The organism is Cellulosimicrobium sp. NPDC055967, from assembly GCF_042269845.1.
Classification (GTDB): Bacteria; Actinomycetota; Actinomycetes; order Actinomycetales; family Cellulomonadaceae; genus Cellulosimicrobium.
Genome location: NZ_JBHJYJ010000003.1, coordinates 26,091 through 41,494, shown reverse-complemented (window position 1 = coordinate 41,494; position 15,404 = coordinate 26,091). Strand labels below are relative to the sequence as shown.

10 protein-coding genes and 1 pseudogene are annotated in these 15,404 nt (G+C 70.9%); 7 read left to right on the top strand and 4 right to left on the bottom strand.

Going from position 1 to position 15,404, the window contains the following annotated elements; translation table 11 throughout:
• Position 1 precedes the first annotated feature (1 nt).
• Together ACFC2L_RS05025 and ACFC2L_RS05020 are read right to left on the bottom strand one after the other, a co-directional pair.
• The gene (locus ACFC2L_RS05025; RefSeq protein ID WP_375823210.1) at positions 2-787 is read right to left on the bottom strand and encodes a tyrosine-protein phosphatase; all 786 of its coding nucleotides are present in this window, start codon (positions 785-787) and stop codon (positions 2-4) included.
• A gap of 11 nt (positions 788-798) precedes the next feature.
• Positions 799-1,356, bottom strand: a complete 558-nt coding sequence (locus tag ACFC2L_RS05020) for an HdeD family acid-resistance protein (RefSeq protein ID WP_375823209.1) — start codon at positions 1,354-1,356, stop codon at positions 799-801.
• A 312-nt stretch (positions 1,357-1,668) separates the two neighbouring features.
• Between ACFC2L_RS05020 and ACFC2L_RS05015 the strand changes: the two genes are divergently transcribed.
• Entirely contained in the window at positions 1,669-2,280 is a 612-nt protein-coding gene (locus tag ACFC2L_RS05015; protein ID WP_375823208.1) for a DUF308 domain-containing protein, read from the top strand.
• 556 nt (positions 2,281-2,836) lie between these two features.
• Here ACFC2L_RS05015 and ACFC2L_RS05010 read toward each other — a convergent pair.
• A pseudogene (locus ACFC2L_RS05010) lies at positions 2,837-3,223 on the bottom strand (FUSC family protein); the annotation flags it as partial.
• 1,794 nt (positions 3,224-5,017) lie between these two features.
• On the opposite strand from ACFC2L_RS05010, the gene ACFC2L_RS05005 reads away from it, so the two are divergent.
• The 3 genes from ACFC2L_RS05005 (at position 5,018) to ACFC2L_RS04995 (ending at position 11,725) form a co-directional block, all read left to right on the top strand.
• Positions 5,018-7,645 carry a YhgE/Pip family protein gene (locus ACFC2L_RS05005; RefSeq protein ID WP_375823207.1) on the top strand — a complete coding sequence of 876 codons (2,628 nt, stop codon included), beginning with the start codon at positions 5,018-5,020 and terminating at the stop codon, positions 7,643-7,645.
• A complete protein-coding gene (locus ACFC2L_RS05000; protein ID WP_375823206.1) occupies positions 7,642-9,828 on the top strand; it encodes a YhgE/Pip family protein in 2,187 nt (728 codons plus the stop codon). The genes ACFC2L_RS05005 and ACFC2L_RS05000 overlap by 4 nt, the downstream gene beginning before the upstream one ends.
• A 352-nt stretch (positions 9,829-10,180) precedes the next feature.
• Positions 10,181-11,725 carry a polysaccharide lyase family 1 protein gene (locus tag ACFC2L_RS04995; RefSeq protein WP_375823205.1) on the top strand — a complete coding sequence of 515 codons (1,545 nt, stop codon included), beginning with the start codon at positions 10,181-10,183 and terminating at the stop codon, positions 11,723-11,725.
• Positions 11,726-11,826: 101 nt separating this feature from the next.
• Here the strand turns inward: ACFC2L_RS04995 and ACFC2L_RS04990 are convergent, their stop codons facing one another.
• The gene (locus ACFC2L_RS04990; protein WP_375823204.1) at positions 11,827-12,816 is read right to left on the bottom strand and encodes a helix-turn-helix transcriptional regulator; all 990 of its coding nucleotides are present in this window, start codon (positions 12,814-12,816) and stop codon (positions 11,827-11,829) included.
• Between the two features lie 135 nt (positions 12,817-12,951).
• On the opposite strand from ACFC2L_RS04990, the gene ACFC2L_RS04985 reads away from it, so the two are divergent.
• The 3 genes from ACFC2L_RS04985 (at position 12,952) to ACFC2L_RS04975 (ending at position 15,360) form a co-directional block, all read left to right on the top strand.
• Positions 12,952-13,347 (top strand): RidA family protein, encoded by a 396-nt coding sequence (locus tag ACFC2L_RS04985; protein WP_375823486.1) that lies wholly within the window; start codon positions 12,952-12,954, stop codon positions 13,345-13,347.
• 259 nt (positions 13,348-13,606) lie between these two features.
• The gene (locus ACFC2L_RS04980) at positions 13,607-13,981 is read left to right on the top strand and encodes a PadR family transcriptional regulator (protein WP_375823203.1); all 375 of its coding nucleotides are present in this window, start codon (positions 13,607-13,609) and stop codon (positions 13,979-13,981) included.
• Complete coding sequence (locus tag ACFC2L_RS04975; protein WP_375823202.1) at positions 13,981-15,360, top strand: permease prefix domain 1-containing protein; 1,380 nt, start codon at positions 13,981-13,983, stop codon at positions 15,358-15,360. The genes ACFC2L_RS04980 and ACFC2L_RS04975 overlap by 1 nt, the downstream gene beginning before the upstream one ends.
• Positions 15,361-15,404 lie beyond the last annotated feature (44 nt).

Sequence of the window (15,404 nt, the reverse complement as noted above, 5' to 3'; positions counted from 1 at the left end):
CTCACCCAGCGAGGCGTCGCCGGACGGTGCTCAGCTCGCGAGGCGTGAGACCGCCCGACATCAGGTACTCCGCGCTCCCGCCGCCGGCGCCGACCCACGCGAGCGCCTGCTGGATCGCGGACGGGGGCGTCCCGGTGGCGAGCGTCCGCAGCTGCGGCGTGACGGTGATGCCGAGCGACTCGATCATGTGGATCATGCCGTCCGCCCACGGACCGGAGAGATTGCGCTGGGACTGCGCGTAGTCGTCGACGGTCGCCGTGCGCTCGACCCCCACCGCGTCGAGGAGCAGCGCGACGGCCACGCCGGTCCTGTCCTTGCCGGCGGTGCAGTGGACGACCACTGCCGTGGGAGCGCCGTCGTGCGAGGCCGCGACGATGCGCGCGACCTCGGCGAACGCCGCGGCGGACCGCTGCAGCATCCAGACGTAGAGGTCGCCCAGTGCCGGCAACGACTCGATGCCCGCACGGACGTCGTCCGACGACGGCGCGCCCGCCGGGCCCGTCAGGGCACCGATCTGCTCGCCGATGGCCCCCTGGGCGATCGCCAGCCGGACCGTGTCGAACGGCCTCGTGCTCGGCAGCCGGTCGGGCGCGGCCTCGCGTTCGGCGGAGGTGCGGAGGTCCGCGACCACACCGATCTCCGTCGCGGCGAGCTGGGCGACTCCCTGGTCGGTGAGGCTCCGCAACGCCTCCGACCGGTAGAGCACCCCCGGGCGGGTGTAGCCACCGCCCTGGAGCGGGAGCCCGCCGGTGTCGCGAAAGTTGTACAGGCCGTCGAGGGTGGTCACGGTGCGGCTCCTCATGCCCGGACGGTTCCGTAGCGGAAGCCGCGCACGATGTTCACGAGGCCGAGGACGATGAGGGAGAGGCCCAGGAGCCACCACAGCACGGTGACGCCCCACAGCGGTGTGAGGAGCAGGACGACGCCCGCGACGATCGACAGGATCGCGAACAGGATCGAGATCGTCTTCGAGGCGGCGTCACGGAGCGAGGTCAGGTCCACGATGCCCTCGACGATCCACAGGATCCCGACGAGGATCCCGAGGAACAGCGCGAGGAAGGTGGTGGTCTGGCCGAGGTTCAGGAAAGCCAGGACGCCCGCGACGATGAACACGACCCCGAGGAGGATCCGACCGACGCGCGCCCACCCGCCCTTGCCGCCGCTGAAGAGCCCGAGCCCGAGGTGGACGAGGCCCGCGATGATCGCATAGGCCGCGACGATCGCGGTGACGACCATCGCGGTACGTCCCGGCCACACGAGAATGAGGACGCCGAGGATCGCGCTGACGAGCCCGCTCACGCCGACGGCCGTGCGGATGCCGTTGACCGTGCGGATCGTTCCGGAATTCGTGCTCACAGACGTCCCTCTCGTGCAGTCGGTCGCATAGCCTCTCGACGACGACCGTGCCGGCCGCGTCGGACATTGCTACGCCTATGAGATCGATTGTGTCCACGGCGTCGCGATCCTGCCTGGGAATGCCCTGAATATCACCCCGGCGGTCACCCCGGCGGTCACCCGATATTCCATTGAATGCGCGCGGGAGAGCGGAAAGATATGCTCGCCCGGACGCCGCCGCGCATCCGTGCGGAACGGGCTCTTCGTCGGCGCACCGAATATCCCCGCCGATCGGTTGCTCGCACGTCGTCCTGCGACGAGAGGTCATGCGGCATGTCGACACCGGGCCCACGCACCGTCGCCGAGAACGACGAGCCCGGCTCCCTCGGCCACCGCCTGCGGGCGGTCATCCGGGCGAGCGGCGTCGTCGCGCTCGTCCTCGGGATGCTCGTCCTGGCCTGGCCGACGAGGACCGCACAGGTGGCGGCCGCGATCGTGGCGGTCTACGCGCTCGTCGTGGGCGTCGTCTACCTGGCGTTCGCGTCCTCGCGCTCCCGCGCGCGAGGTGCACGCGTCGGGTTCGGGCTGCTGGGGGTGCTCGGCGTCGTCGTGGGCGTCGTCGCCCTGACCCACCTGGGCCGCGCCACGGTGTGGCTCGCCGATCTCGTGGGCATGCTCGTCGGCATCCTGTGGATCGTCGAGAGCGTCGTCGCCGTCGTGACGATGCGCTCGGAGGCGGCGGCCCCCGGTCCCCGGCGTCCGGCGGGCTGGACGTTCGCGTTCGCGGGCGTCAGCGCTCTCGCCGGGGTCGTCCTGCTGCTGGCTCCGATGTGGGGTGTCGCTGCGCTGTGGTGGGTGCTCGGCGTCTCCCTCGTCGTCCTCGGCGTGATCCAGATCCTTCGGACCGTGCGGACGGGCGCGACCCCGCGGGCGGCCGCGACCTGACCTCCGAGAGGTGTCGCAGAGCCCACTCGACCCGGCCCAGGGCGAAGAGCGCCGACGCCTGGGACGCGCTCGCGTCCGACGGCAACCGATGGACCTGGGAGACGACTGACGCGGCGAACGTGGACGTGCCGTCCCGCGCGTGGTCGAGCCGACCCCGGGTGGCGTCCGCAGCCGCTCGGACGTCGGCGATCGCCTCCTGAACGACGAGGTCGCCCGTGCCGCTGCTCCCGGCCGCCTGCGCCCCGCGCACCATCACCGCCTGCGCGAAGGCCCCGCACGCGCGGGTCGCGACGTACATGAGATGGATGGCGGACACCTCTGACACGTGGCGGCCGAGCAGCGCCGTCGACATCGTCTCGACGGTCTGCTCGGCGTCGTCCCGTGCAGCCTCGAGGTCGTGCAGGGCAGCGAGGGCCTCGTCACCGTCGCCGCGCCCGCCGAACGTACGGTCCCCGACCTGGAGCAGCTGGTCCAGCGCATGGAAGTAGGCGCTCACCGTCACCAGCAGGGCGGGGTGCGAGCTCGCCGAGAGGATCAGGTAGGCGCACAGGACGCCGATGGCCGCTCCCGCCAGGGTCTCCTCGAGCCGGAGCTCGAGGATGTCGTGGCGGAGGGCGCCGAGCATGGCGTAGATCGCGACCACGACGACCGTCATGAAGAACGACGTGTAGACGTAGTTGACCGGCCCGAGGTAGAGCATGCCGAACACGGCGACGACGCTGATCCCGACGAGGACGCTCGTGTGCTGGTCGGCCAGGGAGACGGCCCCGACGCCGACGACGATGCCTCCCACCGTCCCCGCGACCCGCCGGTACGCACGGGTGAGGACGCCACCCCGCGTGGTCGTCCCTGCGAAGATGACGAACGCGCTCATCACCGCCCAGTACCAGCGGCTCGCGGAGATGGCTTCGCCGACGGCGGCCGCCGTCGACGCCGCGATCATCGCCTGCACCGCGAGCCGGCTCGTCGGCGCCCACTCCCGCCACGGCGTCCAGCGCGGGTGGGGCACGCGGCGCTCGGGACGTGGTGCGGCAGCGCCGACGCCGGTCCACGCGTGGGCTCTCGACGGGTCCGGAGCACCGACCGGGGGCATCGGGGTGCCACGTGTCTGCTCGGCCTGGCGCAGTCGGGCGTGCGCGAGCGTGCTCCGTGCGACGAGATACTCCAGGACGCCGTCACCACGGGGTCGCCCTCGCGAGGAGAGCGTGCGGGTGGCCCACGCCCTCGCGGCCTCGACGCGGGCGCTCGACGGGTGCGGGCCGAGCACCGCGTCCAGGTGCGCGAGAGCGGTCGGGACGGCGCTCTCCCTGGTCCCCGCTCGGCGATCGGCAGCACGGGCCAGCTCGTCGCACGTCTCCTCGGTGCAGATCCGGGCGTCGAGCACGAGCCGGGCGAGCGACCGCTCGCTGCAGCCGACGTGGCGGGACGTGGAGTAGTCCTGCTGCCATGACGTGAGGGCACGGCCGACCGCGTCGATCCGGGCGAGCCGGGTGCGGAGCGTGCCGGTGCGGGCCGGGTGGGACGCGGAGCGGAGTGCGGTGGCGGACGCGATGCGCAGCTCGGCCAGGAGGGCGAGCAACGTACGGCGAGGGTGCTCGAGCCGGAGGAGGGCGCGGGCGACGGCCTGGGTCGCGACCGCGCCGACGGCGATCAGGCAGTAGGCCGGCAGCTCTTCCGGGGTGGGCCGCATGAAGAGGGTGAAGAGGTAGCCCATGAACGCGAGCATGCCGATCGCTGCCGCTCGGGGCCCGTACCGGCGGACCCACGTCGCAGCGCCGGTCAGTGCCACGAAGACTGCGAGAACCGCTGGTCGGTGCGCGGACAGCAGCGCGGCGACGGCGACCGCCGTGGCGACCGTGGGGACCAGGAACAGGGCCGTGCCGGCGCGGGCGCGAGGTGTGCGGTCCTTGACGACGTTGCCTGCCTGGGCCGACAGGAACACCGCCATGGCCAGGAGGGCGGGGTCGGCGTGCAGACGTCGCACGACCTCGAGCGCGAGCACCGCGCTGCACAGCACGCCTGCCGACACGACCGCCGCGGAGGTCAGGCGCCTGCGTCCGGGATCGCGTGCAGCCAGGTTCTGCGCGACGAGGCGCGGTCCGTCGGGACGCCGTGAGGCGACCACCACGGGGCCTACGGGGCCGTCGCCTCGGCCCGCGCTGCGGCGAGGAGCCGGTTCGCCAGGACGTCCATGTTCCGGCCTACGACGACCGAACCACTGGTGTCGGGCCGGACGACTCGTGTGCGCATGAGGTCCTCCTGGGTGCGATCTTCCCGCGTCTGGAATCATCGCGCGGTGCATTTCCGTCGCCCATGCCACATGGTCGGACGAGTCACGGTCGTACCGCGGCTCGCGGCGTGTCATCCGCATTTCCTACGTCGAGATCTCTGGGCGTGTCGCGCCGTTTGACGGTAGCACCGGCCCTTGTCAGGAGTGCGGCGGGCCAGGAACTTCACCTGAGCGCGCACACGGGTCGTCACCCGTTCCTCACCCGTGCACGACGCAGTCCGGGTGCGTGCTGCGCGGCCTCCTGCGGGCCGAGGCGCAGCGGAGCCGGTGGGGGATGCCAGGGTGATGTGACGGGTGATCTTTGCCAGGTATCACGGGTCGACCGAGAGTTTTTGTGCGGACCGCGCCAAACTCGTGCACCGAGGCACGAGCCCGTGCACCGACGGAACGCGGTCGTCCGCTGACGCGGAACAATCATTGTCCGGGAGGCGCCCAGGCGACGTCCATATGCACTCGCTGCACACCGCGGGGCGACGGGGAGGAACGATGGCCAATGCCCTGAGGGTGTTTCGCCGCGATGCCCGGAGAATTCTTCAGGTACCGAAGGTGTGGGCCATCGTCCTGGGGCTCGTCATCATGCCGTCCATGTACGCGTGGGTGAACATCCTCGCCTTCTGGGATCCGTACTCGGACACCGAGCACGTCAAGGTCGCGGTCGTCAACCTCGACGAGGGGGCGTCGTCGGAGATGACGGGAGAGCTCAACGTCGGCGACCAGATCGTCGACCAGCTCAAGACCAACGACCAGCTCGGGTGGGGATTTCTCGAGAAGGACGCCGCGATGCGCGCGGTGAGATCCGGAGAATACTATGCCGCCATCGTCGTCCCGCCCACCTTCAGCAAGGACCTGCTGAGCATCACCACGGGGACCTACGTCCGCCCGGAGCTCGACTACTACGTCAACGAGAAGGCGAACGCGATCGCTCCGAAGATCACCGGCGTCGGAGCGTCGACCCTCGATTCTCAGGTGAACAGCACGTTCGTCTCCACCGTGGCGAAGACCATCGCCGAGGACCTCGAGAAGGCCGGCGTCGACACGGGGGCCCACCTGCTCGACGCGAGGACGACGACGCTCGACGCTCTCGACGCCACCGTCGGAGAGCTGGAGGCCGCGCGCGGCGGCCTCGCGGACCTGCAGACGACGCTCGCCGACGCGGGGACCGCGCTCACGGACGCCAAGAGCGCGCTCACCCAGGTGGACGAGACGATCGGCGACGTCCAGTCCTCGATCACCGAGGCTCAGACCCTCGTGGCCGACGCGCAGCAGGACCTGGTCTCGTTCACCGACTCGGTCACGTCGGCGTACGTGTCCGGCGCCACGCTGCTGTCCGGGGCGTCGGCGCGGCTGAACCTCGCCGTCACCACGCTCTCGGCAGGTGTGCAGCACGCGAATCTCACCATCGGCACCGCGATCGACGACGCGGGGGCCGTCGCGGACGCCAGCAGCACGGTGCTCGCCGAGCTCCAGGCGCAGCTCGCGACGATGGACCCGGCGGACCCCGGGTATCGCGAGCTGAGCGAGGCGGTCGACCGGCTGGCGGAGCGCAACGAGGCGGACCGGCAGCTCCTCGGCGACCTGGCGGCGCTCAACCAGGACATCACGGACGTCTCCACAGCCCTCCAGACGACCGCCACCGCGATCAACGGCGCCGTCCAGGACTCGGCGAGCTCGGCGGGCGCCATCCACACCGTGCTGATCGGTACCGTCCCGGAGATCAACCGGACCATGGCCGAGCTCTCGGCGAGCGCCGGCGCGTTCTCGACCGCGCTCGAGGCGCAACGAGAGCTGGTGACGCAGGCGGTCGTGCTCCTCGACGGTCTCGAGGGGCAGATGGCCGAGGCGAGCTCCGCGGTCACCCTGCTCGACGGCAACCTGGAGAGTGTCGAACAGGACCTCGAGAGGTTGCGGACCGACGTCAGCGCTCTGAGCAGCGCCGAGGTCTGGCGCAAGCTGAGCGCGCTGACCGAGCTCGACCCGCAGCAGGTCGCGCAGTTCATGTCGTCGCCGGTGGAGGTGAAGCAGCACAACCTGTTCCCCGTGGCCACCTACGGGTCCGCCATGGCGCCGTTGTTCACGAACCTCGCTCTGTGGATCGGTGCGTTCATGCTCGTCGTGCTCCTCAAGCAGGAGGCAGACACCGACGGGATCCCGGACCTCACCGTGCGCCAGGCCTACCTCGGGAGGTGGATGCTCCTCGCAGCGCTCAACGTGCTCCAGGCGCTCCTGGTCAGCATCGGCGACGTCGTCATCGGGGTGCAGATGGCGAGCGCCCCAGCGTTCGTCGCGACCAGCGTCTTCGCCGGGCTCGTCTACGTGTCGATCATCTACGCGCTCGCGGTGTCGCTCGGCTACGTCGGCAAGGGTCTGGCGATCCTGCTCGTGATCATGCAGATCCCCGGTGCCTCGGGCATCTACCCGATCGAGATGATGCCGGGCTTCTTTCGGTCCCTGTTTCCGCTCTTCCCCTTCACCTACGGCATCGACGCGATGCGCGAGACCATCGGCGGGTTCTACGACGGCTACTACTGGCGGTACGTCGCGGTGCTCCTGCTGTTCGCGGTGCTGGCCTTCGTCCTGGGGATGTTCCTGCGGCAGAGGCTCGGCAACTTCTCGCGGCTGTTCAACGTCAAGCTGGCCGAGACGGGGCTCTTCGTCAGCGAGGACGTGCAGATCTTCGGTTCCCGGCGCCGCCTCGGCCAGATCGTCCAGGCGCTGAGCGATCGACAGCGGTTCCGCGAGGAGACGGCACGTCGGGCGGAGTGGTTCGCGAAGCACCATCTGACCGTGATCCGGCTGGCGTTGCTGATCGGTCTCGTCGTGAGCGCGGTACTTCTGGGCATCGCCTGGGTCGTGCCGGACGCCAAGGCGACGATCCTCGGCCTCTGGGGCGTGCTGTGCCTGCTCGTGATCGGGACCATCGTGACGATCGAGTACATCCGGCAGAACATCGTCTTCGCGGGGAAGGTGGAGGGGATGCCCGAGAGCACGCTGCGGCAGGTCCTGGCACGGGAGGAGCGAGCCACCCGCTCGGACACGCCTCTGGCTGAGCTCCAGGGGCACGGGGACCGGTCGTGAGGAACGTCTCCCTGCTCTTCCGTCACGACCTGCGGCAGGCGACGCGGAGCACGATCGCCCTCGTCGTGCTGTTCGGGGTCGTCGTCATCCCCTCGTTCTTCGCCTGGTTCAACGTGCTCTCGAGCTGGGACCCGTTCGGCAACGTGAAGAACCTCAAGGTCGCGGTGGCCAACGCTGACGAGGGGTACGAGGGTGGGCTGTTGCCCGTGCGGATCAACATCGGGGATCAGGTGCTGTCCGCCCTGCGCGCCAACACCGACCTGGACTGGGTGTTCACCAGCCCGGAGGAGGCGATCCGGGGCACCGAGGCGGAGGAGTACTACGCCGCTCTCGTGCTCCCCGCGGACTTCAGCCAGCAGATGATGACCTTCCTCGTGCCGGGCGCGACGTCGGCCCGGATCGACTACTACACCAACGAGAAGACGAACGCGCTGTCGCCGAAGATCACGGGCGAGGCGGCGACCGAGGTCTCCGTGCAGATCAACGAGACCTTCACCAAGACGTTGAACGAGGTCGGGCTGGGGGTCGTCTCGTCTCTCGCGGACAACCTCGAGGACCCCGAGACGCGCGCGGCCATCTCGCGGCTGGAGGCGAACGCCACGGCGCTCGCCTCCCAGCTGCGCGCGGGAGCCAGCAGCGCGCAGGCCCTCGGCATGCTCGTCTCGTCCAGCAAGCCGCTGGTGAGCAGCGCGTCGTCGCTCGCGACCTCGTCGGTCGACGCCCTGCGCGAGACGGCCGGGGCGATCGGTGACGGGTCGAACGCGGCACGGGCACTCGGTTCCACGCTGGACACCGCGACGGAGTCGCTCGCTGCGGCCTTCTCGACGAGCGCTGACAGCTATCGAGAACTCGGGGCACAGGTAGACCAGCTCTTCACGTCGCTGGACTCGCAGAACCAGACGGCGGTGGCGACCTTGAACACGCTCGCCGCGCAGGTCGACTCGCAGATCACCGCCTACCAGGGAGTGCGAGACGAGCTCCAGGCGCAGGCGGACGCTGCGACCGACCCCGTGCTGCGCGACGCGCTCGAGCTGGTCGTCTCTCGCATCGACGGAGCCCTCGCTCGCCAGGAGCTGTTGCGCGACCGCCTCCAGGAGGCAGCGACGCGGCTGTCCCAGGGCGAGACGGACAGCCAGGCGACGCGTGACGAGGTCATCGCTCTCGTCGACGAGGCCAGGAACGCCGTCGAGGGCGTCCAGAGCTCGTACGCCGACAGCCTGAGGCCCCAGCTCGACCGGCTCGCCGGCACGCTCTCGTCGATCAACGGCGGCTTCGTCGCCATCGGTGACGACCTGTCGGGCGCGGTCTCTGCGTTGTCGGAAGGCTCCGGGTCCCTCGCTGGCGTGCTCACGGCCGCCGAGGGCACCATGACGACGATCGCCGGGGATCTGGACGCCGCGGCCGCCCGGTTCGACGGCGTGGCCTCCGCGCTGCGCGAAGCCTCGGAGTCGGGCGATCTCAGCAAGCTCACCGAGATCGTCGGCCCCGACCCGGAGACCTTCGCCGGCGAGCTGAGCTCTCCCGTGGCGCTCAAGACCATCCCGGTGTTCAAGGTCGACACGTTCGGTGCCCAGATGGCGCCCTTCTACTCCGTCCTGGGCCTGTGGGTCGGTGCGCTGCTGCTCTCGGTCCTGATCCGGGTCGACGTGGTGCGGGATCGTCTACCGGCCGGGACGGACCTCACGCTCCCCCAGGAGTACCTCGGCCGCTACGGCATCTTCGCCGTCCTCGCTCTCCTGCAGAGCTCGCTGCTGTACGTCGGGCTCATCGGCTTCGTCGGCGTGCGGCCGGTCTACCCGGCACTGCTGATCCTCGCGGGCTGGGTGATGTCGCTGGTCTTCTCGCTCATCACGTACACGCTGGTCCTCTCGTTCGGCGAGGCCGGCAAGGCCCTCGCCGTCTTCCTGCTCGTCGTCCAGATCTCGGCCGGGGGTGGGGCCTACCCACTCAGCGTCCTCCCGCAGTGGTTCCAGAACATCAGCCCCTTCCTCCCGGTCTCCCACGCGACGACCGCAGTCCGCGCGGCCATCGCGGGGATCTACGACGGGGACTACTGGATCTCCCTCGGTTGTCTCGCTCTCTTCGTCCTCCCCGCCCTGCTCCTCGGTCTCGTTCTCCGGGTCCCGCTCATCGGTCTCAACGACGACCTCGCCAAGGCGCTCGAGTCGACCCGGCTGATGTAGCAGCGGGAGAGAGTCGGTACGCCGCCGACCCTCCTGCGACACGAGCGTGACGCTCCCCGTCGGCAGGGTGCGACGGTCAAGCGGGAGTCAAGAACACCCGGCTTGCGCAATGGGAAACCGGTATCCTACGATCGGGAAACCGGTTACCCAGATCTCTACCTCCTCCGAGGGCCTCGACGAGCTCGTCGAGGCGGGCCAGCCCGACGTCGTCGTCGGGAGCCGCGCAGTGCGCACGACCCGGCGCCCGCGCACCAGGACGAGGTCGCCGCGTCGACCGACGCGAGCGCGGACCTGGCCACCGCGAGTCACCACGCACCGCCCCCAGTTCGATGACGAAAGGTGAGGCACCACGATGAGACGACCCGTCGCACGACGACTGCTCGCGGCCACTGCCGCGACGGCCCTGGCGGCCACGATGGGCGTGACCGCCCTGACCAGCACGGCGAACGCCGCCGTGACCGGGAGCGCGACCGGCTACGCGACCCTGAACGGCGGCACGACCGGCGGTGCCGGCGGCCAGACCGTCCGCGCCACGACCGGCACCCAGATCCACGCGGCCCTGTGCAACAGGGCCAGCGACGACACCCCGATCGTCATCGAGGTCGAGGGCACCATCAACCACGGCAACACGGCCAAGGTCTCGGGCGACAGCTGCAACACGGCGGCCGGCGTGATCGAGCTCAAGCAGGTCAGCAACGTGACGATCGTCGGCGTCGGCAACGGCGCGACGTTCGACCAGCTGGGCATCCACCTCCGCGAGGCCAGCAACGTCATCATCCAGAACGTCACCGTGAAGAACGTCAAGAAGTCCGGCTCGCCCACGTCGAACGGCGGCGACGCGATCGGCATGGAGAGCGACGTCCGCAACGTGTGGGTGGACCACGTGACGCTCGAGGCGTCGGGCGGGGAGTCCGAGGGCTACGACGGCCTGTTCGACATGAAGGCGGGCGTCCAGTACGTGACGCTGTCCTACAGCATCCTGCGCAACTCCGGCCGCGGCGGCCTCATCGGCTCGAGCGAGAGCGACACGTCCAACGGGTTCGTGACGTTCCACCACAACAAGTACGAGAACCTCGACTCGCGCACGCCGCTCCTGCGCGGCGGCATCGCCCACATCTACAACAACCACTACGTGCACCTCAACGAGTCCGGGATCAACTCGCGGGCCGGGGCGAAGGCGAAGGTCGAGAACAACTACTTCGAGGACTCGAAGGACGTCCTCGGCACGTTCTACACGGACCAGAAGGGCACCTGGCAGGTCGCAGGGAACGTCCTCGACAACGTGACGTGGTCGAGCCCGAGCGGTGACATCCAGCCGGCCGGTCCGAACCTGACCTCCACGACGTCGGTCAGCATCCCCTACTCCTACACGCTCGACGGCGCGAGCTGCGTGCCGAACCTCGTGAACCAGACCGCGGGCGCGAACAAGGGCCTCAAGGTCTCGGACGGCTCGTGCACGCCGCAGACGCCGGACCCCGACCCCACCGACCCGACCGACCCGACCGACCCCACGGACCCGACCGACCCGCCGTCGGGCACCAACCTCAGCCTCGGCGCCGGCGCGGACGGCTCGAGCAAGGCGAGCGGGACGAGTTACGGCAACGCGATCGACGGCAGCACCGCGACGTGGTGGTCGCCCAGCGGCTCGACGGGGACCGTCTCCGTCAAGTGGGGCACCGCGACGACCGTCGGCAGGGTCGTCGTCAAGGAGGCCGCGGGCGGCGGCAGCATCGGGACGTGGCGGCTCGTGAACAACGACACGGGCGCCGTCCTGAAGACGGGCAGTGGTGCGGGGACGATCACGTTCACCGCGACGTCGCTCAAGAAGATCAACCTCGAGATCACCGGCGCGTCGGGCACGCCCCGCGTCGCCGAGCTCGAGACCTACGCCGGGTAGCCCGACCCTCCTCCGGGAGACCCGTGCACGACCCCGGGCGGGACCACCTGGTCCCGCCCGGGCTCGACGACGGCCCCGCCGCGCCGTCCGCGGCGGGGCCGTCACTCTGTCGGGGCGTCGTCCGGTGCCCCGTAGCGTCGCGCGGTCGCGACGGCGCGGTCCCGCAGCAGGTCGCGCAGCGGTGCTGGGTCCAGCACCTCGGCGTCCGGCCCGAGCTGCCACACCGCCCAGACGGCGTGCCGGAGGTCCTGGAAGCTCACGTCGAGCACCAGCAGGCCGCCGTCGGCGACGGACTCGGCGTGGACGGAGACCGCGGTGCCTACGAGCACGTCCCGTCGGTCCGGCACGAGCCGGACGCGCGCGACGACCTGGTCGTCACCGGCCCGGAACCGGGCGCTTCGCTCGCGCCAGAGCTGCTCGAGGTCGACGACGTCGGGACGGTCCGCCGGTTCGGCGAGCGCCACGGCGGCAAGGACCCGGGAGAGGCGGTACGTACGGTCCTCCCCGCCGACCGTGGCGAGCAGGTAGCCCGTGCCGCGGGCGGTGACCATGCCCACCGGGTCGACCTCGCGCGAGGCCGGTGTTCGGCCGACGGCCGCATAGCGGATCCGGAGCTTCCGCCCGCCGAGCACGGCGCGCCGGACCTCGCGCAGGACTGCCACGGGGACCTCCTCGGCAGCCTGCCGGCGAGCGAGCAGGTCGATCTCCGGCTCGACGAGGATCCGACGGGCCGCGTCGTCGGCCGCGCCACGGTGGGCCTCGGGAAGCGCGTCGACGACCTTGCGGACGGCCGACGCGAGCGCGCTTCCCAGGTCGAGCACATGCCCACCACGACCCGACGTGGCGGCGAGCACGGCGAGCGCCTCGTCCGGGGTGAGGCCAGTGAGCTCCGTGCGGAACCCGGGCAGGAGCGTGAAGCCTCCGTGCCGGCCGCGCTCGGCGTAGATCGGCACGCCTGCGGCGGAGAGCGCCTCGACGTCCCTCAGGACCGTGCGGGTCGACACCTCGAGCTCACGCGCCAGGGTGGTCGCGGACAGCCGGCCCCGCTGTCGGAGCAGCAGCACCAGGGAGACCAGCCGGTCGGCGCGCACCTGAGAAACGTACCGGGATACATGACAGGGGGTGTCGTCTATCGCCGAGAGGCTCGGAGACGGGTGTGCGGGACGTCGGCCACGAGGGTCGACGCGCGCGCCCGGCAGGACGAGTCGGACGGAGTCGGCATGGCAGTGGAACGAACGGCGATCAACCCCGTGACGTGGTCGCAGGAGCTGGGGTTCAACCAGGCGGAGCTGGTCTCGGGGCACGCCCGGACCCTTTTCTGCTCCGGGCAGACGGCGATGTCGCACGACGGCCGCCCCCGGCACGAGGGTGATCTCGCGGCGCAGCTCACGCTGAGCCTGGACAACCTGGAGGCGGTGCTGAGCCAGGCGCGCATGACGCTCGCGGACGTCGTCCGGCTGAACGTCTACACGACCGACGTCGACGCGCTCCTCCAGCACTACGGGGTGCTCGCCGCACGGCTCGGGGCCGCGCGCGTGGCCCCGGCGACGACGATGCTCGGGGTGACCCGCCTGGCGGTCCCCGGACAGCTCGTCGAGCTGGAGGCGACCGCCGTCGCCTGACCGAGCACGCACGCGGCGCCGGGACCGGGGTCACCCCGCTCCGGCGCCGCCGGCGTTCCCGTACGGCTGGAAGAGCAGCGACGAGGCGCGGGGCTTCCGTGTCCTCGCTCCGGCGCACCCCGGCCTCGAGTGCGGCGCTGGCCCACGCGCGCCCGCCCAGGGCTGACGGGTGGCCGTCCGGTCACCGTAGCGGGGGGCGGGAACCACACCTAGATCTGCTAGGGTCTCTATCCCTAGAAGAACTAGGCATAGGAGTGCCATGCGAATCGACAAGGACCTCGTGGCCGCGTCGGCCACCCCGCTCGTGCTGGGGATCCTCGCGGACGGCGGGTCGTACGGCTACGCGATCCTCAAGCGCGTCGACGAGCTCTCGGGAGGCCGCATGCAGTGGACCGACGGCATGCTGTACCCGCTGCTGCACCGGCTGGAGAGGCTCGGTCTCGTCGAGGCGTCGTGGGGCACGTCCGACGTCGGACGGCGCCGCAAGCACTACGCGATCACCGCCGCGGGACGCGAGGCGCTCGTCGAGCGCCAGGCCCAGTGGGACGTCGTCGCGCACGCGCTCCACCAGGTCTGGCGAACGGCGCAGGACGGGCTGCCGACCCCGCCGCGCGTCGCGGAGGGGTGGGCCTGATGGGCGCCACGACCGCCCCGGCGGACGGGGTGAGCCCGGGCCCGCACGCCGCGCTCGAGGCCCAGATCGACCAGTGGCGCGGCTACGTCCGCCGCCGCGAGGCCATCTCCGGCGCGGACGTCGACGAGATGGAGGACCACCTGCGCGAGCGGGTCGAGGACCTGCGCGCGACCGGGCTCGACGACGACGAGGCGTTCCTCGTCGCCGTGAAGCGCATGGGCACGCTCGACGACCTGTCGCGCGAGTTCGCGCAGGAGCACTCCGAGCGGCTGTGGAAGCAGCTCGTCCTCGTCGGCGAGCAGCCGACCGGCCGCACGCGGTCGTGGCGCGAGCTCGCGGTGGTGCTCGCGCTCGCCGTCGCGGTGGGCGTCACGGTCAAGGTCGCGACCGTGCTCCTCCCCTGGGAGACGGTCGGCCTCAACGTCGGGCTCCTCGTGCTGCCGTTCCTCACGGCCTACCTCGCGTGGAAGCGGCAGGTCACGGCACGGGTGGTCGGCGCGCTCGTCGTGCCGTTCGTCGCGCTGGGCCTCGTCCTCAACCTGTACCCGTTCCAGCCCACGGACTCGACCTTCGTCCTCGCGGCGCTCGCCGCCCCCGTTGCGCTGTGGTCCGTCGTCGGGCTCGCGTACGTCGGCGGGCGGTGGCGTTCGCACCCACGACGCATGGACTTCGTGCGGTTCACGGGCGAGCTCGCCGTGTACTACACGCTCATCGCGCTCGGGGGCGGCGTCCTGCTGGGCCTGACGATCGGGGTCTTCTCGCTCGCCGGCGTCGACCTCGAGCCCTACCTCGACTCCTGGATCCTGACCCTGTGCGTCCCGGCGGCGCTGATCGTGGCCGCGTGGCTCGTCGAGGCCAAGCAGAACGTCGTCGAGAACATCGCGCCCGTGCTGACCCGCGTCTTCACGCCGCTGACGCTCGTCATGCTCCTCGCCGCGTTCGTCGTCCTCGCGACCGCGGGGAACCTCGCCGCCGTCGACCGCGAGCTGCTCATCCTCATGGACGCGATCCTCGTGCTCGTCCTCTGCCTGCTCCTCTACTCCGTCTCCGCGCGCGACCCCCTCGCGCCGCCGTCGTTCTTCGACGGCCTCCAGGTCGTCCTCGTCGTCGCGGCGCTCGCGGTCGACGCCGTCGCGCTCACCGCGATGCTCACGCGCATCGCCGAGTTCGGGGTCAGCCCCAACAAGGCCGCCGCGCTCGGGCTCAACCTGCTCCTGCTCGTGCACCTCGTGTGGTCCGCCGTCCTGGCGACGGCGTTCCTGCGCGGACGGCGGCCGTTCGCCGACCTCGTGGCCTGGCAGACCCGGTTCCTGCCCGTGTACGCGGCGTGGGCCGCGATCGTGGTCGTCGTCTTCCCGCCCGTGTTCGGGTTCGTCTGACGGCGTGCCGTGCCGGGCCCGCAGCGGGCCCGGCGCGGCACGGA

Coding starts and splice junctions, on each gene's coding strand:
- ACFC2L_RS04995 (WP_375823205.1), top strand. CDS start 10,181: ATGAGACGACCCGTCGCACGACGACTGCTCGCGGCCACTGCCGCGACG.
- ACFC2L_RS05015 (WP_375823208.1), top strand. CDS start 1,669: ATGTCGACACCGGGCCCACGCACCGTCGCCGAGAACGACGAGCCCGGC.
- ACFC2L_RS04975 (WP_375823202.1), top strand. CDS start 13,981: ATGGGCGCCACGACCGCCCCGGCGGACGGGGTGAGCCCGGGCCCGCAC.
- ACFC2L_RS04980 (WP_375823203.1), top strand. CDS start 13,607: ATGCGAATCGACAAGGACCTCGTGGCCGCGTCGGCCACCCCGCTCGTG.
- ACFC2L_RS05005 (WP_375823207.1), top strand. CDS start 5,018: ATGCACTCGCTGCACACCGCGGGGCGACGGGGAGGAACGATGGCCAAT.